Annotated in this window: 14 protein-coding genes and 9 pseudogenes; 13 read left to right on the forward strand and 10 right to left on the reverse strand. The window is 59.2% G+C overall.

Features of this window, described 5'->3' with window-relative positions; genetic code table 11:
- Nucleotides 1-69 precede the first annotated feature (69 nt).
- Nucleotides 70-1,248, reverse strand: a complete 1,179-nt coding sequence (locus JQ573_RS37900) for a cytochrome P450 (RefSeq protein ID WP_212320043.1) — start codon at nt 1,246-1,248, stop codon at nt 70-72.
- Nucleotides 1,249-1,267: 19 nt separating this feature from the next.
- Nucleotides 1,268-2,427, reverse strand: a pseudogene (locus JQ573_RS37905) (ABC transporter substrate-binding protein).
- Between the two features lie 177 nt (nt 2,428-2,604).
- On the opposite strand from JQ573_RS37905, the gene JQ573_RS37910 reads away from it, so the two are divergent.
- The 3 genes and pseudogenes from JQ573_RS37910 to JQ573_RS37920 form a co-directional block, all read left to right on the forward strand.
- Entirely contained in the window at nt 2,605-3,060 is a 456-nt protein-coding gene (locus JQ573_RS37910; protein ID WP_312011743.1) for a MarR family transcriptional regulator, read from the forward strand.
- 608 nt (nt 3,061-3,668) lie between these two features.
- Nucleotides 3,669-4,479 (forward strand): annotated as a pseudogene (locus JQ573_RS37915) (ABC transporter substrate-binding protein); the annotation flags it as partial.
- A gap of 2 nt (nt 4,480-4,481) precedes the next feature.
- Nucleotides 4,482-4,736 (forward strand): annotated as a pseudogene (locus JQ573_RS37920) (branched-chain amino acid ABC transporter permease); the annotation flags it as partial.
- A 2-nt stretch (nt 4,737-4,738) separates the two neighbouring features.
- Here JQ573_RS37920 and sfnG read toward each other — a convergent pair.
- Both sfnG and JQ573_RS37930 read right to left on the reverse strand, forming a co-directional pair.
- Nucleotides 4,739-5,716, reverse strand: a pseudogene (gene sfnG / locus JQ573_RS37925) (dimethylsulfone monooxygenase SfnG); the annotation flags it as partial.
- Between the two features lie 381 nt (nt 5,717-6,097).
- Nucleotides 6,098-6,193, reverse strand: a pseudogene (locus tag JQ573_RS37930) (branched-chain amino acid ABC transporter permease); the annotation flags it as partial.
- Between the two features lies 1 nt (nt 6,194).
- Here JQ573_RS37930 and JQ573_RS37935 point away from each other — a divergent pair.
- From JQ573_RS37935 to JQ573_RS40980, 3 pseudogenes are all read left to right on the forward strand, one after another.
- Nucleotides 6,195-6,467: pseudogene (locus JQ573_RS37935) on the forward strand (branched-chain amino acid ABC transporter permease); the annotation flags it as partial.
- 17 nt (nt 6,468-6,484) lie between these two features.
- Nucleotides 6,485-6,826 (forward strand): annotated as a pseudogene (locus JQ573_RS37940) (ABC transporter substrate-binding protein); the annotation flags it as partial.
- A pseudogene (locus tag JQ573_RS40980) lies at nt 6,821-6,967 on the forward strand (branched-chain amino acid ABC transporter permease); the annotation flags it as partial. The pseudogenes JQ573_RS37940 and JQ573_RS40980, both read left to right, overlap by 6 nt.
- Before the next feature lie 52 nt (nt 6,968-7,019).
- On the opposite strand, the pseudogene JQ573_RS40835 reads toward JQ573_RS40980, so the two are convergent.
- A pseudogene (locus tag JQ573_RS40835) lies at nt 7,020-7,328 on the reverse strand (ATP-binding cassette domain-containing protein); the annotation flags it as partial.
- Nucleotides 7,329-8,200: 872 nt separating this feature from the next.
- Here JQ573_RS40835 and JQ573_RS37955 point away from each other — a divergent pair.
- Complete coding sequence (locus tag JQ573_RS37955; RefSeq protein WP_212320041.1) at nt 8,201-9,103, forward strand: hypothetical protein; 903 nt, start codon at nt 8,201-8,203, stop codon at nt 9,101-9,103.
- Nucleotides 9,104-9,150: 47 nt separating this feature from the next.
- On the opposite strand, the gene JQ573_RS37960 is transcribed toward JQ573_RS37955, so the two are convergent.
- Entirely contained in the window at nt 9,151-10,569 is a 1,419-nt protein-coding gene (locus tag JQ573_RS37960) for a nucleotidyl transferase AbiEii/AbiGii toxin family protein (RefSeq protein WP_212320039.1), read from the reverse strand.
- A complete protein-coding gene (locus tag JQ573_RS37965; RefSeq protein ID WP_212320037.1) occupies nt 10,566-11,375 on the reverse strand; it encodes a type IV toxin-antitoxin system AbiEi family antitoxin in 810 nt (269 codons plus the stop codon). Before JQ573_RS37965 ends, JQ573_RS37960 begins: the two co-directional genes overlap by 4 nt.
- Nucleotides 11,376-12,270: 895 nt before the next feature.
- Between JQ573_RS37965 and JQ573_RS37970 the strand changes: the two genes are divergently transcribed.
- Nucleotides 12,271-12,738 carry an EamA family transporter gene (locus JQ573_RS37970; RefSeq protein ID WP_212320035.1) on the forward strand — a complete coding sequence of 156 codons (468 nt, stop codon included), beginning with the start codon at nt 12,271-12,273 and terminating at the stop codon, nt 12,736-12,738.
- A gap of 152 nt (nt 12,739-12,890) precedes the next feature.
- Nucleotides 12,891-13,250 carry a hypothetical protein gene (locus tag JQ573_RS37975; protein ID WP_249132729.1) on the forward strand — a complete coding sequence of 120 codons (360 nt, stop codon included), beginning with the start codon at nt 12,891-12,893 and terminating at the stop codon, nt 13,248-13,250.
- A gap of 121 nt (nt 13,251-13,371) precedes the next feature.
- On the opposite strand, the gene JQ573_RS37980 is transcribed toward JQ573_RS37975, so the two are convergent.
- The 3 genes from JQ573_RS37980 to JQ573_RS37990 are packed head-to-tail and all read right to left on the reverse strand — an operon-like array spanning nt 13,372 to nt 18,585.
- The gene (locus tag JQ573_RS37980) at nt 13,372-14,595 is read right to left on the reverse strand and encodes a response regulator (RefSeq protein ID WP_212320033.1); all 1,224 of its coding nucleotides are present in this window, start codon (nt 14,593-14,595) and stop codon (nt 13,372-13,374) included.
- Nucleotides 14,592-15,056: a response regulator gene (locus JQ573_RS37985; protein WP_212320031.1), complete on the reverse strand. Its 465-nt coding sequence runs from the start codon at nt 15,054-15,056 to the stop codon at nt 14,592-14,594. The genes JQ573_RS37980 and JQ573_RS37985 overlap by 4 nt, the downstream gene beginning before the upstream one ends.
- On the reverse strand, nt 15,043-18,585 hold the full coding sequence (locus JQ573_RS37990; protein WP_212408798.1) for a hypothetical protein: 3,543 nt from the start codon (nt 18,583-18,585) through the stop codon (nt 15,043-15,045). The genes JQ573_RS37985 and JQ573_RS37990 overlap by 14 nt, the downstream gene beginning before the upstream one ends.
- 341 nt (nt 18,586-18,926) lie before the next feature.
- Between JQ573_RS37990 and JQ573_RS37995 the strand changes: the two genes are divergently transcribed.
- The 4 genes from JQ573_RS37995 (at nt 18,927) to JQ573_RS38010 (ending at nt 21,407) form a co-directional block, all read left to right on the forward strand.
- Nucleotides 18,927-19,331 carry a hypothetical protein gene (locus tag JQ573_RS37995; protein WP_212320027.1) on the forward strand — a complete coding sequence of 135 codons (405 nt, stop codon included), beginning with the start codon at nt 18,927-18,929 and terminating at the stop codon, nt 19,329-19,331.
- Between the two features lie 20 nt (nt 19,332-19,351).
- A complete protein-coding gene (locus JQ573_RS38000) occupies nt 19,352-19,909 on the forward strand; it encodes a DUF5677 domain-containing protein (protein ID WP_212320024.1) in 558 nt (185 codons plus the stop codon).
- Nucleotides 19,910-20,134: 225 nt separating this feature from the next.
- On the forward strand, nt 20,135-20,413 hold the full coding sequence (locus JQ573_RS38005) for a hypothetical protein (RefSeq protein ID WP_312011744.1): 279 nt from the start codon (nt 20,135-20,137) through the stop codon (nt 20,411-20,413).
- 82 nt (nt 20,414-20,495) lie between these two features.
- Entirely contained in the window at nt 20,496-21,407 is a 912-nt protein-coding gene (locus JQ573_RS38010; RefSeq protein WP_312011745.1) for a tyrosine-type recombinase/integrase, read from the forward strand.
- Nucleotides 21,408-21,752: the final 345 nt, after the last annotated feature.

A 21,752-nucleotide genomic window follows, 5' to 3' on the forward strand; every position in this document is an offset into this window, starting at 1 on the left:
GCGGTTGGCGGCTCCCAGGAACATCAGACTGGTAGATTGAGAAAAACTGAGTACCCGTTGCGCAGCAACTTAGGCCGCCTTAATGCGGACCGGCAGGCTCTTCAGCCCGCGAAGCGTATTGTTGAGTAGGCGTTCCGGTTCGCCCGCAAGCTCGATGCTCCTCACGTGCCTTGCGAGTTCTCCCAGGATTAGCTCGCCTTCGAGCCGGGCGATCATCTGACCGACGCAAGCGTGAATCCCCGCGCCAAAACCGACATGCCCCGTCGCGCTGCGTTCTACATTGAAGCGGTCGGCATCGCACCACTTCGTCGGATCGCGATTCGCCGACGCCATGAACACCAACACCTTCTGATGAGCCGGTACTACGTTGGCGCCGATCTCGACGCTGCGCGAGGTCGTCCGGAAGAACGTCTGCAATGGAGAATCATAACGCAGACCCTCCTCGAAGGCATTGCGCGCCAGTTCCGGCCTTTGGTGGAGCTTTTTATACTCAGCCGGATGGGCAGCGAGCGCCAGCACAGCATTTCCGATACCGTTGACGGTAGTGTCGATCCCGGCCGTGAGAAATGGCCGCACCAGATGTATTGCCTCATGCTCGGTGATTTCGCCTTCGTCCGCGGCGTGGTAGATCATCATGCCGAGGCTGTCGGGCCTCAACGCGCTTCGTGCGCAACACTCCATGATCCATTTTTGCGCAGCGAGACCCGCCTCGCGAGTAGAGACAAGAAATTCATTCTCCGGGCCAAAGCTGTTGAACACGAAAGTGCTCCAGGCCAGCAGCTGTTCCCGTCCGTCAGGCCGGATTCCGATGGCATCGGGAAAGACCTTCATCGGATAGGCTACCGCGAGATCGCGCATCGCGTCGAACGTGCCTTTGTCGAGCAGCTCCGAAACCTTTGTCTCGGCCTCCTTCTGGAAGGTTTCGCGCAGCTTCTTTGCGATGCCTGGCGACAGGGTGCGGCTAAGCACGCGGCGCCCCTTGTCGTGATCGGGGGGATCGACTTGAAGCGTCAGCGGCTTCGGCAAAGCAGGGTTCATTCCGCTGAGGCCGACACCTTCGCCGCTGATGAAGGTGCGCCAGTCCTTCAGCGTCGACTCGACCTCATTATAGCGTGCCATCGCCCAAATGTCGTAGCGCTCGATCCGAAAGACGGGTCCGAGCGCGCGCAGGGCTTCGTAGGCGGGATACGGATCCGCCAGAAAGTCGCGCGCAAACGGGTCGCCACCATAAGTAACAATGCCACTCATCGTCGACTCCCTTGCGTTGCTATTGCTTCACCAGAGCGCAGTGGCCCTCGCTCTCAGGCCTGAACGCATCCTCGCCCTTGATCGTGCCCACCACCTTCAGAAGATCCCAGGCCGACTTCGACTCGTCGGGCGCCTTGACCTGCAGCAGGTAGAGCGGATGGATCTTGCGGCCGTCTTTGCGGATGTAGCCCTTCCCGAACAGCAGATCGTCGGTGGGAGTATCCTTCATCGCGGCAACGACAGCCCTGCCATCCCTTGCTCCACCAGCCTTGTCGACCGCCTTGAGATAATGAATGACGGAGGCGTAGACACCGGCCTGCATGTCGTTCGGATAGGCTTTTGATGGAATGCGTTCGGCAAATCGTTTAGCGAAAGATCGCGTGCCGTCGTTGAGATCCCAATAGAACGGGTTCATGATCTGCGCGCCTTGGGCGAATCGTAGAGTAAGGGCGGGTAGCCCGTTCATACCGAGAATTAGTCCGGCGAGTTTGCGGTCCTTATTGAGCCCGAACTCGGCAGCCTGTTTCATAGAATTGATCGTGTCGTCGCCGGCATTGGCAAAGCCAATGATATCGGCGCCGGATGCCTGGGCCTGCAACAGAAACGAGGCGTAGTCTGCCGTTCCGAGTGGGTGACGGACGGCGCCCAGCACTTGACCGCCCGAAGCATTGACGGCCTCGGTAGCCTGTTTCTCAAGATCATGACCGAAGGCGTAGTCTCGGTGATGAAGAACCACTTCTTGCCGCCCTGCTGCACGATGGCTTTGCCCAGGCCGCGTCCGTAGGCATAGGTGTCATAGGTCCAGTGCACGGTGTTCGGCGTGCACTTTTCTCCGGTCAGAAGCGCGGTGCCTGCGCCAGATCCCACGAAGACCTTGTCCTTCTCGGCGCTCATGCCCGCGACAGCGAGCGCGATTGAGGAATTGGGAACGTCGAAGATCGCATCGACGCCCTCGTTCTCGTACCAGCGCCGCGCGATGCCTATGCCGATGTCAGTTTTGTTTTGATGATCGGCGGCAACGATCTCGACGGGCTTGCCGCCCGCTCTTCCTCCGTAATCCTCGACCGCCATTTTGGCGGCAACGTCCGAGCCGATGCCTTGATAGCTTGCAAACGGGCCGGACTGATCGTTCAGAATGCCGATCTTCACCGCCTCTTGGGCGAGTGCCGGCGCCTGCATCAAGGCCAAGGTCCAGATGCATGCTTGCCGCAGCAATTTGATGCTCAATGTCTCCTCCTCTCGCGGTCTTGAACGCCGCTGATATATTATAGTTATATTTTATAGCTATTTTGAGAGGTGTCAATTCGTCTTGGGCAGGTAAACTCGGATCGATGGAGAAAACGGAGCCTGCGAGTCGTGAAACCAACTCAACCAGTAGAGAAAAAAGCACTGAATTTGCGAGAACTTCAGGCAACGCCAGGCTTCGTGCTGCGCCTCGCACAGTTGAAGTTTTTCGAGGGCTTTTATGAGCACTTTGCCGACTTCGGCCTGACGCCGGCGAGCTATGCGATCCTCGTCCTGATCCGTGACAACCCCGGCGTTCCCCCGAGCAGTCTGGCGAGCCTGCTTCGGCTGAAGCTTCCGAATCTGATCAAGATCCTCAACGAGCTTGAGTCATCGGGCTTCATCAAGCGCAACAAATCCAAGACCGACCGTCGCGCCGTCGAACTCGTCCTGACCACAAAGGGAGCCAAGCTTATCAACGACGCCGCGCGAACCACCGAACTCTACAATCGCCAAATGCTCGCGCCCCTCAATGAGACCGAGCGGACCACCTTGATTGCGCTGCTGAACCGGATTCAGCCGATTTGAAACTTGCTACCAAAGAATTCACTTGGGCATTGAAATCGTTAGGATTCTCTGGGCGCAAGAACGGGCAGATCGGAGCGCACATGGCACATCAAGGAACGCCTGCACGTCCCTTTCAAGAGCAATGCCCTGCAGCGTGCCATTCGGCCCGATCGGAGACCTACTGGCGACGTGACACTGGGCGGACCAGACTATCGAAGAAGGATTCGTACCTTCGCGATCTTTCACAAGGAACGCGACGCCCCTCCTTCAGGGCCAATCTCCCGCATTTTCAAGTCGCCCGAATTCGGCTTAGGAACATGCCTATCTGATCGCGCAGCGCGCTACTCTCGGAATCCAGAACCTGCGCCGTCCTCATCACGCTCTGAGCTGCCGCACCGGACGCTTCTGCTCCTTCCGCCACCCCGGCGACGCTCTGGGAGACTATCCTAGTGCCTCCCGCGGCGAGTTGGGTATTCGCACTGATTTCCCGGGCGGCAGCTCCCTGCTCCTCCACGGCTGCGGCTAGCCGCGCACGGTGCGAGGCGCCGGCGAGGCTGATCGCGACTGCGTCTTTGGCGATGGCCAAATCGAAGGTCACCCTCAATCCCTACAGCGAGACCTCGGGCATCGTGATCGACCGCATCACCAAGGACAAGGTGCCGCTGATCACGGTCAATCACGGCCGCACCGATTCGACTGACGGCCGCGTGTTTCCCTACGTCTTTCCGCTGCTGCTCACGTGAACTACATCGCGAGCCGCGAAGGCGGCATCGAGAAGTTGAAGGACAAGAAGATCGTCGTGCTCTATCACGGCTCGCCCTACGGCAAGGAGACGATCCCGATCTACAAGCTGCTCGCCGACAAATATCATTTCAGCGTCGAGCAGATCGAGGTGCCGCATCCCGGCAACGAGCAGCAGTCGCAATGGCTGTCGATCCGGCGCGCCAAGCCCGACTATGTGGTGCTGCGCGGCTGGGGCGTGATGAATCCGGTGGCGCTGAAGACCGCGCAGAAGGTCGGCTTCCCGACCGATCACATCATCGGCAACGTCTGGTCCAACTCCGAAGAGGACGTGATCCCGGCGGGCGACGCCGCCAAGGGTTACATCGCGATCACCACGCAAGCGTCCGGCGCCGAGTATCCGGTGCTGCAGGAGGTGATCAAGACGGTCTACGGCGCCGGCAAGGGCAATCTCGACGACAAAAAGCGGATCGGCAGCGTCTACCACAACCTCGGCACGTGAACGGCATCCTCAATGTCGAGGCCATCAGGATCGCGCAGGCCAAGTTCGGCAAGCGCACACTGACCGGAGACGAGGTGCGCTGGGGCTTTGAGCATCTGCAACTCGACCCGGCGCGGGTCGAGGCGCTCGGCGCCAAGGGCCTGTTCCACTCGATCAACGTCACCTGGGACAATCACGAGGGCGACGGCCGCGTCACGCCAATTTCGCGCAAGGTGCGATGTTGCTGTTCGCCGCGCTGACTTTCGTCAGCCTGGTCGAGCGCGGCATCGCTTTACCGCTCGCGTTGCTGGCGACGCTTTCGATCATGGTCGCGCTCGGTGTCGCGGTCGAGCGCGCGGTGCTGCGACCGCTGGTCAACCAGCCGCCGATCACGCTGTTCATGGCGACCCTCGGCCTGTCCTACGTGATCGAGGGCGCTGCGCAGCTGTTGTGGGGCGCCCAAGTCCACGGCCTCGCGACCCCAACCTCCTTGAGCGCGACGATGCGCTCGGCGATCTGCTCCGGCGTGCCGATCAGATTGGTCTTGAAGCCGTCATTGTACTGGACGAGATCCTCGAAGCTCGACTTCGCCCAATTGCCCTGGCCTTCCGGCGAGGCCTTGCCGGCGTTCTTGACCTCATGTCCGAAGGCATTGACCGCCTCCGGATCGGCCTTGGCGATGATCTCGTTCAGGACGGTGCGCGCCTCGCCTTCGCTGTCGCGCGCGATCGCGAACGCATTGACCCCGATCTTGACGCTGTGATTGTTAGCCTTCGCCTTGGCCCTGATGTCGTCAACCTGCTTCTTGATCTCCTCGACCGAATTGCCGTTGGTGAAGTACCAGTCCGACACCCGCGCCGCCATGTCGCGCGCGGCGCGCGAACTGCCACCCTGGAAGATTTCGGGCAGCGGCTGGGCGGGCTTCGGCTTCAGGGTGTAATCCGTGAAGCGATAGAAGTCGCCGCGGAAGGTGAAGTTGTTCTGCGTCCAAATTCCACGCAAGGCGCGGATAAACTCTTCCGAGCGCCGGTAGCGTTCGTCGTGGTCGAGCCAGGGTTCACCGATCGCCGTGAACTCGCCGCGGAACCAGCCCGAGACGATGTTGACGGCGACGCGCCCCTCGGTGAGCTGGCTGATGGTTGCGATCTGCTTGGCCGTGACCGCCGGATTCCACGGTCCGGGCAGCAGCGCCGCGATCACCTTCAGCTTAGTCGTCGCGGCGAGCAGCGCGTGGCTGAAGGCGACCGGCTCGTGCTGGAATTCGGCGCCATAGCCAGCCGTAAAGCGGATCTGACTCAGGGCATAATCGAACCCCGCCTGTTCCGCGATCTGCGCGAGCCGACGGTTGTAGTCGATGTCCCAGCCGGTGCGCTGCTCGATCTTGCTGATCACCAGGCCGCCGCTGACATTCGGCACCCAGTAGGCGAATTTGATCGGGTCATGGGTCGTGGTCATAAGAACTTACCTTAAAGGGCTCTAGATTGGAGATGGACGTGACGCAGGCAGCACGCTGCAGCCGCTCAGCGGGTTGCGACGCGGCTCATTCGAGCCGCCAGATTTGAATCAGGGAAAGGTTGGCGCGATCAGCAACAACGCGCCGCGCGGCACGATTTCAGCGGCGCGACGCAGGTTCGAGATCGATCAAGGAGGCCCGTGCAAGTCATCCGCATTCCCCTCGCAAGCACCATTGGCGAGCAATCAATACTCTCAGAGAAACCCGGCACGAGCGAGTCCAAGCCAAACTCGTTTTCAGCGAGTTTGAGAAAGCGGTATTCTTTTGTTGATGCAGAACGCATCGTTTGATGCTGAGAGGCCGAACTTTCATCCGTGTCGGCGCTCGATGCCGCCGCCGAACAACGGGCCGACATAGACCTCGGCGAGCTTCTCGATCGCGCCGATCAGGAGCCCGCCGACAATTGCACCCGCAATCGCCATCATCATCGGCGGATTAGCATCGCTGCGCGGCGCGTTTGTCGGCGCAGCCTTCATGGTGGTGTTCCCGCTGGTCCTGTCGCGGCTGGGCGCGTCCCTGCTCGGCGGCGTGTTCGACTCCGGCGTGCTGGAAATGAGCCAGCGCATCGTGATTGGCGCGGTGATCATCGCCTTCCTGATCGCCGAGCCGCGCGGACTGATTGCGCTGTGGGACCGTTTTCGCGCGGCGGTTCGCCGTACAGGGGCGCCGCAGCAACACATTTCCCGAGACTGAAAATGAAGGAGTAGACGATGACGAAGTTTCGACACTTGAAGTTCGCGTTGGGCGTGGTGGGTGCGCTTGCTTTGGCCAGCGCGCCGGGGGCACGCGCCGACGAACAGTTCTTCCCGCTGCAAAGCTACCGCGTCGGGCCCTATGCCGCCGGCGGCACCGGCTTCTTCGGCGGCTTCATCGACTATCTGAACCTGATCAACATCCGCGACGGCGGCGTCAATGGCGTCAAGCTGACCTGGGACGAGGGCGAGACCCAGTACGAGGTCGAACGCGGCGTCGAGGTCTATGAGCGCTTGAAGAACCGGCCCGGCGTCGCCGCCTGGAATCCGCTGTCGGTCGGCATCGCCTACGCCATGTTGTTCGACTATCAGTTCCTGATCGAAGTGCTGGTCGGCGGCCTGCTGTCGGGCGTGATGTACTCGCTGGCCGCGATCGGCTTCGTGGTGATCTACAAGACCTCGGGCGTCGACCGAGAGCAGGAATTCGCTCATGGTGGGGTCCGTGAGGTTGCCGGCCGCGGGAGGCACAGGTCTCCCGCAGCCGGGCGTCGATGAGCAGCGAGCTCTTGCCGGCCCCATTAGGCCCGATCACCGCGCGGATCTCGCCTCTTGCGACCTCGAGCTCAATGTCACGCAACGCGTCGACGCCACCGAACGAGAGCGAGATGCCGGCAAGCGCGAGCACCGGCCGCGCGGCGCCATCGCCTCGCTGCGCGAGCCGCCGGTCGCTGGCGCCGGAGCGTCCGGCGGACGGTGGGGAGAGCGCCGGCTCGTGCGCGATGAAGGTTTTTTCATTTGGAAGGCCGGGCGACCAACCATGGGTCGCGACGACAGCGCTATCGAACTCGCGCAGGCGCCACATCAAGGACGCCTTCTATTTTAAAGTCGTCGGCCTTGGAGCAGTTCACCTCGGCTGGAGGCGGCCGGTTCCGAATAGAGTATAAGCGCCGTTTATACCCAACCCGAATCGGAAATATCGCTTTCCAGGCGAGTTGGGCCGGATCGTATTGAGTACCGCTGCCTGGCGTCCGTTGACGAACATTCGACCGCACATTGGCTCGCGGCGGCGCTCACCGTGAGACGTTGATTGGCGAGATCGAGTTCGCGGTTGACCGGATTTACAACGATATCGCCAGGCCTTGTGCGAAGCATGAGCCCAGCGACAACCAGCGATCGAGCGCCGTGTCGCTATCGCTGTCCCGCGTTCGGGTGCCTTCTTGACCGGTCTCGCGACTGCGGTCGCCTCGGTACCCGCGGTCATTGCATGCCCGCGTCGCTATCACGGCGCGGTAACGAGAGCCCGCTGCGGCAACAGCCGCATGCGCACGGATTGAGCATAACCGGGTCGGCGGGCGTAAGCTGCCTCGAGAATTGCGATGTTGAAGCAAGCGGCTTCCGTTCGCCCGGATGCGGGCGCGCTAGAACCCTCCACATAGCTCCCCTTCCAGATACCTCGACGGGCGCGCGGCATGGTCGTATCGGCCTGCCGTGGGGACAACCGGTAACCTTCAGATGATGAGCCTCCCTCGAAGGGGCGAAAAACTTGAATAAGTTCAACGGAAGCGGCCTTGCCATCTGCCGATTTTCTGCAATGGAGCGGGCAGCGAGCAAGTGCTAGCGGTGGCTCCAAAAACCGGAAATCGCTCGCGGATTCGATGGTATCATCCGGGCCCATGCGTGCGTCTTCGAGCTGATCTTCTATATCGATGAGACATAGCCACGTCGGAGCAATTCTTGATCATCGCGATCATCACTTTGACAATCTTGCTATTGCTGGGAACCAGCGTCGCGGTCATAGCATTCAAGGATCCCAATAAACTTTGGGATCATCTGGCGCGTTCACTAGTTCAGATGGGAATCGCAATAGCCTCCGTATTTGTGGCAATCGAACTGTTCCAAACGCAACTTCAGGAACGTGACACTCAAGCGCTGCAACAACAGAAGCTCGTTGTGATCTCGTTTCTCCAATCGAAATTACTCGAAGTAGAACTCGCCTATAGATCGAAGTACGATCAGTTTTTGCTCAATGCGGATTTTATTCGATGCGACAAAGCACTGAAGGGGTGCGACTTCGATCGCGATCGGAATATCGAGTCACGCGAACAGCTGCAGCTTTCTCGGGACCTCAAGAATTCCGATTATTCACCGCCGCTGAAACAGATGGAGGTTTGGACGTTGATGCGATCGGCCCCTTTGATTGACCAATCTTACTTCAAACAGCTGGCTTCGGCATTTGGGGTCGCGGAATCCAGCGCCGCCGTAATGCAGCGAAAGCTCTTTGAAATTGAGCACCCCAAACCGCCGCCAAAGTCGGAGTTCGCGAGAGCGATGGCGTCGTGGCTCGGTGGATTCGACGCGGACTATGCGATGCTCGCTTTGGCTCAGGCTGAAGAAATTCAGTCAACCTTGCGGGCCGTATGCGTGATGTCTCAGGTGATGACAAATTTAGATGTCGCCCCGCGAGCGGTTGACGATAGAAGCATTTCATGTCCTCCACACAGCGATGCTTACTGGAATTTCCTCGCCTCGCTTGAAGCGTCTTCCCGAAGACAGCTGAGGCGAACCACCGATGGGTATCCGATGCCTCTGGACCATTTACAGCCAGGACCTCTGAGTCTTCAGGTCAACCACCAGTAACTGCTCCAAACCTGATTTCAATTTGTCGAGGCGTGTGGCCACCTGGTTTAGTATTTGGTGCGGACATACGCTCCATATGAGCCGTAGCACCGGAAGCCCGCCCGGTTCTTGTGATGGCGCAATGTGCTATCATGCGATTTGCGCTCGAACAGCTTGCCGCATGCCGTGCAGCGAAAGACGTAGGTTGGCCCTGAACTTGAGGTACGGCGAAGCCTCGAAGTCCTGCGCGTGACCCGTATTCCCGTTGAGCGCGACGTCTGCGGAATGGATTGGAATCCGGTCGGCGTTAGTTCAATCGGATAGCGTGGCGCAAACGTTCTCTGGGTGGGCATCACGCCAAGAATGTTGCTCATCAAATAGCTGCGCGGCTGCCCGTCATCGGCACGCACCGCCATGAGAAGAACGTCGCCTGCCTTGGAGCGGCGTAGGGAATAGGCCTCGATCGGACGTGTCGAGCGGTTGCCTTTCTGATCACGGTAGTCGATCTCGATCACCAGCCGATTGGCGCCGGCGAACCGGATGGTCTCGATGAAGGATTGGGCGTGCGAACCAGCCGGAAAGCTGATTATGCGTTCCTGAATAAGTGGCGCGCTGGCCGCCATCGCCATCGCCGGCAGATCCGGCGCTGCGATCTGCCCATGCAGCCACTGGAAAATTTCAGGTAAGGCGTCCCAGAACGAAGTGATTGGGAGGAGTGCCGGGAGCTGATGGTTCAACATTCCCATCCAGCCGGCCTCAACATCAGGCCGATGCCCTTCGATGTCGGCCAGCTGCGGCAGATCTATTCCCTTGAACGCACATTTCTGGCGCAGCACCTCGACGAACTGCACGCGCTCGGGTCTTGCATCAGCATTGCGGTACAGGTTGACGACGTCATAGAGGTCGCGCGGGCGGGTGCGCTCGGCCAGCGCCCTGAATTTCTCGGCGAAGGCTTCAACATAGTCGTAGGCGAGCACCTCGATGCCCTCTTCGGGAGCATCCGAATAGGGATGAAAGATTTCGGCGGTTTCAGGCGGCAGCACGACCTGTTCGTCGGCCGTCAGGTCCAGCTTGATGCGCGGCAAGGGCCGTGTTGGCGAAACCGGGCCCTTGTAGCTGATCTTGCCCTGGCAGGAGAGATTGCCGCGCGGATTGCGGTAGATGTCGAACTCCAGCTGATCGGTTGGGACTTCGATACCGGTCTCTTCGTAAACCCACGTGCCGACCTCGGCGAAAACGCGCTTGAGAAAGGTTTCGTCGAGCTGGGCTTCATCGCGCAGGGTAAAGTCAAGGTCCTCGGAAAACCGGTAGGTCTCGAAGAAGCATTTCTTGAGGCAGGTTCCACCCTTGAATATCCATTTCTCGGCGAGTTCCTCATGAGCGTAGATGCCGGCCAGCATCCAGCCAAGGGCATAATCCTTTTCGATGACATGCGGTGTCAGCGACGTCTGCGCGGCGAGATCGAGGATTTCGCGCTTGTCGATCAAGGAGCGTCTCCGGCGGACCAGGATAAAGGAACGAAGAGCCGCCATCTTGAGATGAGTCGCCTGCATTCCAAAGCGGGATCAAGCTTGGCGTTGCCGGCCGTGAGCCTGGTCCGGCATTGCTCGGCGAGTGCCCCTCCCCCCTCTTGCCGCTCGGCCAGGAAACCGAGGCGCTTGAAGACGGCGCCATTTCCGAGTTGATCTGCGTATTCGATCAGCTTTGCATCGTTGCGATCGGGCCGTCGGAAATAGACATGCAGGCAATCCGCGACCTGCTGGATGCCGCCGCCGATAGCCGGGTCGTCGAGCAGATCGATGATGGTCCGGTGCACGTCAGAGACGGGCACCTTGGTATGATGGCGCCAGACCGGCTTCGTGCCGAAAATTTTCGCTGGCTTCAGGTGCTTGAGCGTGAAGTCGAAGCCGTGCCGCGATTGCTGCTTGCTGCGGATCGCCCGGCCGGTAATGACCACGATGTCCTTGAAGATTTGCTCCGTGAGATCCCAATGCTCGGCGGCCGTGCGGCCGCCGACATAGGCCGGCGCGAAAAGCGCCGGCACCAGAACCCATGCATCATCAAGTACACGTTCCGAACCGAGTGTATCGACCGATGCCGGTACGTAGGCACCCGTCCCCACCCGGCGCAGCCAGCCTTGCTCCCGCCACCGGGCGAGCCGCTTGGCCGCCTCGACCCGCGACACGGTAAGGGCCTTCGTCACGTCAGCAATGTGGATGACATCGCCAGATGCCGCGAGCACGCGCTGAAGCTGGGCACGGCCTTGAGGAAGGTGGGAACCGGTTTCTTTCATGTGAAATAATTCGCTAAAATCGCGAAAAACAACATATACAATATACTATTCGTGCCTCGGCGCTATACTGCATATACGATATTTCTCAAAAAACGGGAATTCATGCACGCATAATATATAAACCCTATACCTCTGATTTCTAAGAGGTTTCCGCAATGACGTCTGTGGGTAACAAGCGCCGAACTTTCTTGGCAGAGGCTGAGCCGAATTATTCGCGCCGCTGGAGCGCGATGTCCTCCTCGATGGCACGGCGTCGGACGCTTCGAAAAAGTGCAGGTTTTCGTCGTAGATCAGGGCGGTGCCGGAGCCGCTAGAGGCGTCTGTCGTCGAAGCGACCGAAGCCAACATTTTCGACCACCCAGTCGAACTTGGAGTTAGGGACCGGGTTTTCCCGACAATCCAACATCGCGATGTCCGCGCCGTCAGCGTCACGGGCACACCGTTTACGTCCTGCTCGTAAGTGATGGGGCCGACAAGCAAATCGTCTGGCTCAAACCGCACATGCCTGAAAAATCGAGAACGAGGCCGGCCCTCTGAATGTCAACATAGGTCCCCATAGATAGATCGCATCATCCGGCTGACAACATTTTTACTCACCGCTCGAGGCAGGCAAGAGGACCGGGTGTGACGCGCCCTTTGGCATCGTCGATCCCTCCCGCGCCACGACCTCAATCGATGCATCGAGCACGCGAGAAGAAGGACGTTCGGATCCGAAGACCGATCGTCCGGCACTTCGGTCATCAACCACCGTCTTCAGCATGACCCGACCTTTGCGATCGAATATGGCTCCGAGATGCGCCGTTGCTGTCTGACAGCGACTTGCGTCCAAGAGAAGTAGCCGAACGCAGGATTGAAGTGTCGAAACGTCAGTCGAATGGGCGGGATCAGCCTATTGATGACATCGCGCACTTTGCCGGGAGCGACGGGGTCCGCGGCGAGCTTGACGGGCGACGCGCTCGTATTGCTGTCCGTCATTTTGGCTAGCATAGGGTATGTCTTTGGCGGACGTAGTTCTGCGCGGATCGGCCAATGGCCAGCGACCGTCTGGTCAATCGCCATCGGCGCTCTGGTGCTTGCGCCGCTCACGATTCCAGCGGCGATGGCTTTTGAGTGGTCAAGTGTTGGCGCTGCAGAACTTGCCGCCCTTCTCTTCCTTATTCTTTTCGTGACAATCATTGGCTATGCGCTGTGGTTCCATGCCTTGGGCGAAGCGGGCGCCACGGCAGTGGCACCTCTGCAATTCCTGCAACCGGTTGTGGGAGTGGTGCTTGCGGTGGCTTTGGTTGGAGAAGTGGTGTCGCTGCTGCTCCTCCTCTCCGGCGCACTCATCATCTTCGGAATCCGGTTGACGCGGAAGGGGTAGCTCCGCCCGCTTCGGTATTAGCTGAAGACGGGCATAGGAGCACCTGGACTATGGCGTTGAGGATAAGGGTCTAATGGTCCAAGGCCTCGCCCCCTCAAGCTGGAGCCTGGCACAGCGGGCGAAGTTATTGTGTCAGGAGTCTCGCCGCGGACGTGTCGCCGGACTCCACCGACAGTGTTGATGATCTCGATACATTCATCGATGCCCTCTGCTTCAATTGGCTCATCGGAGGCACCGACACGCCAGCTAGCCAGCGGCCCCGCGGTGCGACTTGCGTCATTCTACGATGTTGCAGCATAATTCCCTACGACGATGTCGACCTGCAGAAGATGAAGCTCGCGATGAAGATTGGCCGGGAATACAAGCTTGGCCAGCTAGGTGCCCGTGAATGGCAGAAATTCGCTCGCGAAATCCGCTTCGAAGCAGAAACAATGATTGCCGGATTGAGCTTTCTGGCCGATCTGCTCCCCGATAACGTGACGTGTGCGCTACCGCGCAAGCGGAAGGGCTAGATAACGCCATTGTCGAGCGCCTTGCCGCCAAATTGATCCAGCGGGCCAAAGACTGCCAACAGCTTCTGAAAGGCTCCTAAGCTTTGACAGAGCATCGCAAGCAGGTGACGTGGAGGCTAGACTATCGATTCGACACGGGTATCAGCTCGTGCGCATATCGCTCCATGAAGACGCGCAATACCTGGGCACTCATGTAAGAGCAATATTTCTGGTACTTGTCATTCTTCAAATGATCAGCGAAGTCGCATACGCTCTTGAGTCCGAAAGCAAGCGGCCTCGGAAGGCCGGCATCCCGTGCCGCGCTCGCCACGCCGTACAATTCCATGTCAACGCCCAACAACTTTCGGTGCTGCTTTCGTATGGTCTCGGCGGTTTCCTGGTCGGCTAAGACCGCCGAGCCGGATGCAACGGGGCCCACTTCGATGTTGGGAATCTGGTTGGGCTTGTCGCCGGAATAATGTTCTGACAACTCGATCAGCATCGCCCGATCTTTCCGCAGGATATTCATCCGCTGACTGATTTCGAGGGGCGTTGGAAGCTGGTCCGGCGCGACCTCAAAGGTTTCCTTGAGATACTTGCCCATCTGCCAGTCCCAGCTGGGATCGGCGACGAGGATATCACCAAGATGGCACGCGTCGCGCACGCCAGCGCAAATGCCGGTCATCGCGAGAAGTCGGGGACGCACCCGCTGGATCATCTTCTGCGTCAGGGCCGCTGCCGCCACCATACCCATACGGGGGGCCGCGGCCGCAGCCACGGAGTAGGATCGGCCAGCGACGCTGAACTGCCCCCGGTACATGTAGGAGACTTGGTCAAGCGACTCGGGGGCGCCGAAGTGCCAACTCTCGATCGCGCGGACGGCGTCGAGTTCAGGGGTCGCCAGCGCTGTCACCACACAAAGGTCGGTCTCATACGCTTGGCCGACTTGGTTCAGCGCATTCGCGATGTAATCGGCCTTGGCCTTGAGGCGGTCGCGCCAGCCGAATTCGCCAGGCTCATAGGTGTCGATCGTCCAGTGGCCATCGGTGAACTTGGCATTGAACTCGGTCCGCAGATCCGAGAAGCCCGTCAGCGCAACGACATGGACTGGCCGGAGAAAGCGTCCGCTATGCATGATCTCGGTCAGCAGCGTCATCCCGCCTTTACGATCAGGCTCCTCGCCCTCGCGCAGCGGCAGTTTGATGTCCAGTATCAGGAGGTCATACTGAGTTTCCGCAAGTCGCTCACGCGCGGCAAGGCCGGTCTCGGCTACCTCGATCGTGCAATTGCCATCATTGACCTTCGCGAGGATTGCCTTGACCTCGGAGATTTTCGACGGCGTGTCATCAACGATTAGAAACTTCATCCGGGACTACCATTGGGTATGACGGTGCCGAGCAAGCTCGCGAGCGCGCCCTCCCATGCAGCCTCGCGCGAACTGTAATAAACCAAGTCGACGAACGCGGCAGGAAATCGCCTCTTGAGATCGGCGCGTATGTCTTCCAGGCTCATCTCCCCGTTGTCTTTCGGGAACGTGTCAAATTGCGTGATCACGATCACCGGCACAAGGAAATTCCGCCGGGACATATGCTCCAGAACGGCGATACCGCCGAAGTTCTGCGGGCGGCCGCCGGTTTCCCGGGGGCCAACGTCATAGGTGCTAAGCGACATATCGAGCAGGATGGCTTCGGGCGCGGGTGAGCTGAAAATGCGGCTGAGTCCGGCGGATACGGATCGCTCGACGGCGACGTCGTGTGTAGGAAAGCGGTCCGCAAGGAACTTGCAGATGCGCTTGGCCTTGAACGCGTCGTCTTCAATGAGGAGCAATCGCACTCGTTCCTCGGCTCGAAAGCTGGTGGCCGCTGTTGATGATCGGATCTTCCTTGAACACCATGTACATGACGATCTCGACAAAGAACTCATCGGCATCAGGCCGATATCCGAAATTGAGAGTTTGCCGGCTATCCATCGCAACGATGCGCTTGAGCTTGAGGAAACCCGTGCCGCCCTCGACCTTGGACAGCGCCCGATAGTCTCCCGACTGGATTAGAGCGTTGATGCGCTCAAGGCGTCGTTCGCTCGCATGGGTCCGAACGCCGACCCCGATCCTGTTGGTGACTTCAATGCGAACGCGAAGGCTGGCGCCGTCCATCTCGCCGTCACTGGCGATGCGAATCGAGAGAACGGGATGCCGCTGCATACCGCTATGGCTGTAGATGTTGTCCAAGATCGTGAATAGAATATCGGTGAACTCGATCAGGGTATCGGTCGACTGCAGCCCGAGATCCTCAATATCGAACGTAATGTCGGGCACGAAGCCGCGATGCGCATTGTTGGTCGCCTCGATTGCGATGTCGACGATCTGCTCCATCGTCCGCAACGCGCGGCGCTCGCCCTCAGGGTCGGGCGCAAACCAAGACGCCACGCGCTCAATCGACCCATGCAAGTCAGGCAGCGCCCGGTTGACGAGTTCCTGAAGCGCCGAATTCAAGGCCGGCGGCGCCGCCTCATCAAGTGAGCGGCGGAATTCGTCCACGGTACGGGCTACCGCGTCGTTGAAATCCTCGGTGATATGTTTGCGTACGTTCTGCAGGCTCACCATCATGTAGGGGTGCAAGGCATCAATGACGCGGGTCAAGAATTCGGAGAACGTGCTGCCCTTGTCGATGTTGGCGCGCAGATAGTAGATGATGATCGGCTTCGGGTCGAAGACGAACAGCCCGTTCGGCTTACGATCAGATTTGATCTGCAGCTTTTCCTTCGCCAAGCCGTCGATCACGAGGTCGAATTCCCGCGAGAAGGCCTCGATGGACTTCTTGGCGGTCTGCCACGCCTCGGGTTCATCGGAATCGATGACGTCCGGCACTTTGAGCGTGCGATACTGATTCGTTCCTTGGTCACGAACTGCGAGCAGCCCCTGCTCTTCCAGAGGGCCGCGGATATTGCCTGCCAGCGAGCCGTGACGGATCCGCATGCTCAGATAGGCATCAAGCCCGATATCCGGATCGTGCAGGTATTTGGCTGCGACAGAATTATAGATGTCGAGCAAAAGCTGGCCGGCTTCGTCCACGGGATAGTTCGTGAACTTTTCGAGGGTCCCCTTGCCTGCGGCCAGGTCCTTCAGCACCTTGTCAAATTCGCCGGGATCGTCCGGCATGACGCCGGCGCGGAGAAGCGCCTGATAGCGATCGAAGCTTTCGCGCAACTCGACTTCGGCCCAGCGATGCAGTTTCGACAGGTTGACATAGACGCGGCTCCGATCGACGTCTTCCAGTCCGGCTTGGACACCGAGCTGGCGCGAGATATCCTTGATCTCGTCGCGGTATTTGGCCTCGTTGAAGGGGTCGAGTTCGACGAGCGCCTGGCACACCTCGACCCGCTCGGTAAGCGTATCGCGGGAGCGCTTGAACAACCAGAAGCTGACATCCATTACCTCCGGGACGGCAATGTTCCGGAGGAAGTAGACGGCTTTGGCTGTATCGGCGACGGCGATTTTACCCAGCAGTTCCGATGGACGCTGAACGCCGCAGTTGCTCAGATAATCCTCATATGCAAACTGCATGAACTGGAAGGCGTCTTCATCGACGAACCGCTCGAGATAGACGTCAAAGAGAATGGCCAGCGACAGCTTGTCGCCAATACTCACGCGCTCGCGTTTCGCCTGGTCGACCATATCGCGCAGCGGCAGCAAGGATGCAATGTCGGGATCATGCGAGCAGGCCCATGCCGTGACACCGATGGCGTCTTCCAGCATGCCAAGCTGCAGTAGCGCGGCGACCTTGATCGGCACTAACCTGCGCCGCGTGAGATCGTCGGCAGTTGCCTGATCGAAATCCAGAAACGCAAGTGAGCGAGCTGGAAACTCAGGCATCAGGAACCGGGCGCCAATTTCCCGGATCGGTGCGCCTTGATCGGGCCGCACGTCGAGCGTGCCATCCGCCGCTTGGCTGACTGCGCGCGCGAAAGGCGACTGCTCGAATTGCTGGACACACATCTTGACGCCAAGATCTCGCGGGAGCACCTGCGCGTGCCAGGGATGCAAATGTTCACTGCACAAGTAGAACATGACCGCCGGTGACGGCGAGCCAAGCTGATATTCGGGATCCTGCAACGCGACAATGCCCGACGTCGCAGAGGCGAGCGGAAAGTGCCGAAGGTTGGCCGAGAGCTTGCTGCCCTGATCGAGCTTCGATTCGAAGCCCGGACCTCGCGACACTGCGGCCTCGATGACGGCATGGAACTCCTTGATGACCGCGGCGCGGTCCGCATGGGGCTGGTTGGGTTGGCTCGCCGCAAGACTGCAGGTGACGCCATCAAGAAGCGCGACGGCATCGGTTGAGATGTTGTCGTTGCACGGTTGTGCGATCTGCCGTCGATAGATTTGATCGATCGAGGCGGTGCTCGCGCGGGGAAGCGGCGCGAAATCCGCGCTCAAGAGCGCCGCGATGGCTCGCACGCGGGGGTCATTTTGCGGAAGCCGGATGACAACGGCCTTCAAGAGATCCGCCTGGGCGCGCCAATCCGGCTTCGTGAACACGGCTTCAAGCGCCAGAATGCACGAGGTATAGGCATCGACCAGGGATGCCGTCGCCAACGATCCCAGGGCTGACGAAGCCCGCTGGTCGCTTAACTCTGCAAAAGTTTGCAGGCCGAGGATGACCTGGTAGGCGTCCCTCAAGGATTGGTCGACCTTCCATTCGCCGATTTTCGGCTGGAGACGCGCTCGAAAGCGGCTAAAAACCGTATTTTCCTCATTGCGTTGGCTTACCCAGAAAGACACGACACCGGCCAGGCGGCCGCGGTTGTTGGCGTTGATCGACCTTGAATATTCCTTCTGAGCATCAAGACCCTTGCTGCGCTGAAGCAGCGCGATCTGGTTCTCGAGAAACCAGATCGACAATCCGCGCTTGGCCATGCATGTGTCGAGAACGGCTTGGGCCTCGTCATAAGCGCTGTGCAGGAAAGCCTGCTCGAAGGCACGCTTCTCGGTGACGAACTCCGCCAACTGCTTGGCGGACTTCGACAGGAAATTGGACAGCCAGTTCAAGCGGACGACCAGCGGCATCCGGATGGTTACAGCCGAAAAGTCCAGATCATTCGGGTTGGTGATCGGCTTTTCCGGGTAGAGCTGCACCGCTTTGCGGGGAAAGCCGTTCACCCATGCGAGAAATTGCTCCGCATCTGCATGCTGGAGTGTTGATGCGCCACCAACGATCAGGTCGGCCGCCGAGAGCTTGGCTTTTCCCCAACGGTTGGTCGATTCGAAGTAGGGCGATTTGGGTACGTTGAACGCGCCGCGAACAGCGTTCTTAGCTCTACGCAGCGCTTTTGAACTGCTCTTGGACCGTTCGGTCATGATCTGTGTTTCGTCCACCACGCATTGCGGCACCTCCCTCAAGCAGGGATTGCGAGTCGCTGCGGCCTAGATACCACCTTTTGCAGACAACGATCAGACATTACGGAATATTTTCACAGGATTCCTCTAAAAATTTTTGTATCCCGACGCGCCTTAGAGCACTGATTAGACCGGAATTTTTGTAACTGTGATTACGCGCGTGGTTGCAACCACCGGTTCTGCACTCGCTGGCCACGGAGGGAAGCTAAAAATAGTGGGCAAACCTGGCAAGATAGATCTAGGCGCCGGCAGCTATGGCTCAGGGACGATCTGGCATGTAAGTCAGTTTATTAGCTCGATATTTGCATGATTTATTCTGCTTCGAGTGGCTGCGGCGCCCGGAGAACGTGATTGCCGGCCACATCAAATGGACCGACTACCGGACGGGCCCGAAACCGGCGATCTGGATCGAGCACACAAGAGCGGGGCCGCAATCGACTATCCCCTGGAAAACCAACTGCCCTCCGGAGAGATCGTCAAATTTTAAGGAGGCCGAGGCAGTGCTCGCCAAGCTGACGCGCCGCGGCGTGCCGATGATCCTGCGGGAGATCGTCCCCAAGCGCCGCGGTCCGGACGAGGGTAAGAAGACCGTCTTCAAGCCGTACTCGTTCTCCGGCATGCAGAAGATCGGTCGCCGCGGACAATTTATGGCCATTTGCATGGGTCTGTGCCTGATCGCAGCGCTTCTGTTTGCGCTACTTCGTTAACAACAGCGGAAACGACCGCCATGGGGCCCAGCTTCAGTGACACCATAGAAAACGTCCTCGAGCGACTCCGCTCCGAGGGTGCTCTCTCGACAGAGCAGTTCGAGGCTATGGCGCCGACGATAGCCGACCAGATGATGGATCGATTTGCCGCGCAGATTTGTCGAGATCTAAAACGCCAGGCCTCGAAGCGGGTTAATCAGCTGCGCCGGGAAGAGCGCGGTTTCAATAAAAGAAATATCCAACGATGGCGTGAAGCCTTCGACCTCATCGAGTTGCTGTGGGACCTCACCGAGGAGCGGGGCAGCAAGTTCAACGAGGATGAACGCCCGCGAATAGTCGCTGAGCGCGATCATCGCTGCGAGGCGCTTATCCATATCCACGCTCGTTCCTTGCTGGTGGCGAGTGAGGCGATTTGTTTGATGAAATCAGGTTTTCCTGATGGAGCGCTCGGCCGATGGCGGACCCTCCACGAACTCCGCGTCATCGCTGCGTTCCTCATTCACCAGCCCGATCAGGTTGCCCTCCGCTATGGAAGGGCTATCGCCGCTTGCTTCCGACCTTTGCGCTCGCTCACCTGAGGACCATACGATAACCGCCGGCGGCGCCCAACAATTCGGCGGGTACCCTCTCCTTATAATCCAATTCTGGACGGTCCGCGTACACAGACCTGTCCTATTTCTACTCCACCCTAACCGTATCTGCGACTGCCAGACCCCTGCTCTTTTGTACGCAGTTTCTTCGGCTTTGATCGAGAGCGGTGCTGCCGAAATTCGGCACCAGGAGTAGCGGCAGTGGAGCGCCGAGTGATCGAGCCGCGTGGCATGTCGAAAGAACGGGCGGCGGCTTACGCAGGATGCGAGTCGCTTTCCGCGTTCAACGACTGGGTTCGACGCGGAATTATGCCCAGACCGATTCCTGGAACACGCAAATGGGATAAAAAAGCAATCGATGCAGCCCTTGACCGGATGTCTGGTCTCGACTCTAAAATCCGACCGCAGCTGTCACCCTACGACGAATGGAAGGCTTCGCAAAATGCGGATGCGGCTAAGAGGCATCAACAGCTTAACAAAGCGGCTCGCTGACGGGACAGTCAAGACGTACTGGTACGCTTGGAAGGGTGGTCCGCGTATCGATGCAGTACCTGGCACACCGGACTTCGTACGGGTGTACAGTGAGGCAATCGCAGCCAAGCCGAAGAAGGGCGCAGAAACGTTTAGCTCTCTCATCGACTACTTCAAGGATCAGAGCGAGTACACAGGCCTTGGTGACAAGAGCAAACGCGCCTATGATCAGTATCTCGCGCTGATCGAGGCAAAGTTTGGCGCGATGCCGGTCGGCGCGGTCGAGGACAGGCGCGCACGAGGGGACTTCAAGGCATTTCGTAATACGTTCGCTTCCACACCGCGCAAAGCAGATTACGTCTGGACGACGATCGCGCGCGTGCTATCGGTCGCAAAGGACCACGGAAAGATCGCCGTGAACGTCTGCGAACGCGGCGGTCGGCTTTATGAATCCGATCGATCGGAGATAGTTTGGACCGCCGAGGACATCCGTGCCTTTTGCGGTGTGGCGTCCATCGAGCTACAGGCTGCACTTCTGCTTGCGCTATGGACAGGCCAGCGCCAGGGAGATCTGCTACGGCTCACTTGGAGTCACTACGATGGCACGTATATCCGGATGCGCCAGTCAAAGGGGCGCGGCAGCAAGGGCCGGCAGCGCGTAACGATACCGGTCGGACCACCGCTGAAGGAGGCCCTCGATGCTGCGCTTAAGGAGAAGCGGTCGGCCGTCACCATTTTGGTCAACTCGTTCGGCCGCCCCTGGACGGAGGACGGTTTCCGGACGAGCTGGGACAAGGCATTCAAAAAGACATGGCTAAAAGACCTGCACTTCCATGATTTGCGCGGAACGGCTGTCACGCGGCTTGCGCTGTCAAATTGCTCAGTGCCCGAGATCGCCGCAATCACAGGACACTCCATGGCGACGGTGCAGCAGATACTCGACGCACACTACCTCGGGGGTCGCGTTGAACTCGCGGAATCAGCGATTAAGAAACTGAACGCGGTCTACGGATAGGGGCAGAAGCGAGGGTTTGGGATGTGGCTGGTTCCAGGTGAAGGCGTTCAGCGGTCGCCAAGGCTTCTGCGTGAGAGAGCGCTCCACGCCGCCGGGAATGAGACAGCCGCTGCGGCTGCCAGCAAATTGTTGAGCAGAGCAGTGTCGACGAGCACGGAAACCAAACAAAAACTCCCAACTGGCCTCCCAACTGAAAGGTCCGTTCTCCGCGAGGTCTGTCCAAGTCATTGAAAAGCTTGGTGGGCGCACCAGGGCTCGAACCTGGGACCCGCTGATTAAGAGTCAGCTGCTCTCCTGCGAAGCCAGCAATCTGACCTTGGGCCAGCTCCAAGCAGAAGCCAAAAG

It is taken from the genome of Bradyrhizobium sp. AUGA SZCCT0105 (assembly GCF_018129565.1).
Lineage (GTDB): Bacteria > Pseudomonadota > Alphaproteobacteria > Rhizobiales > Xanthobacteraceae > Bradyrhizobium.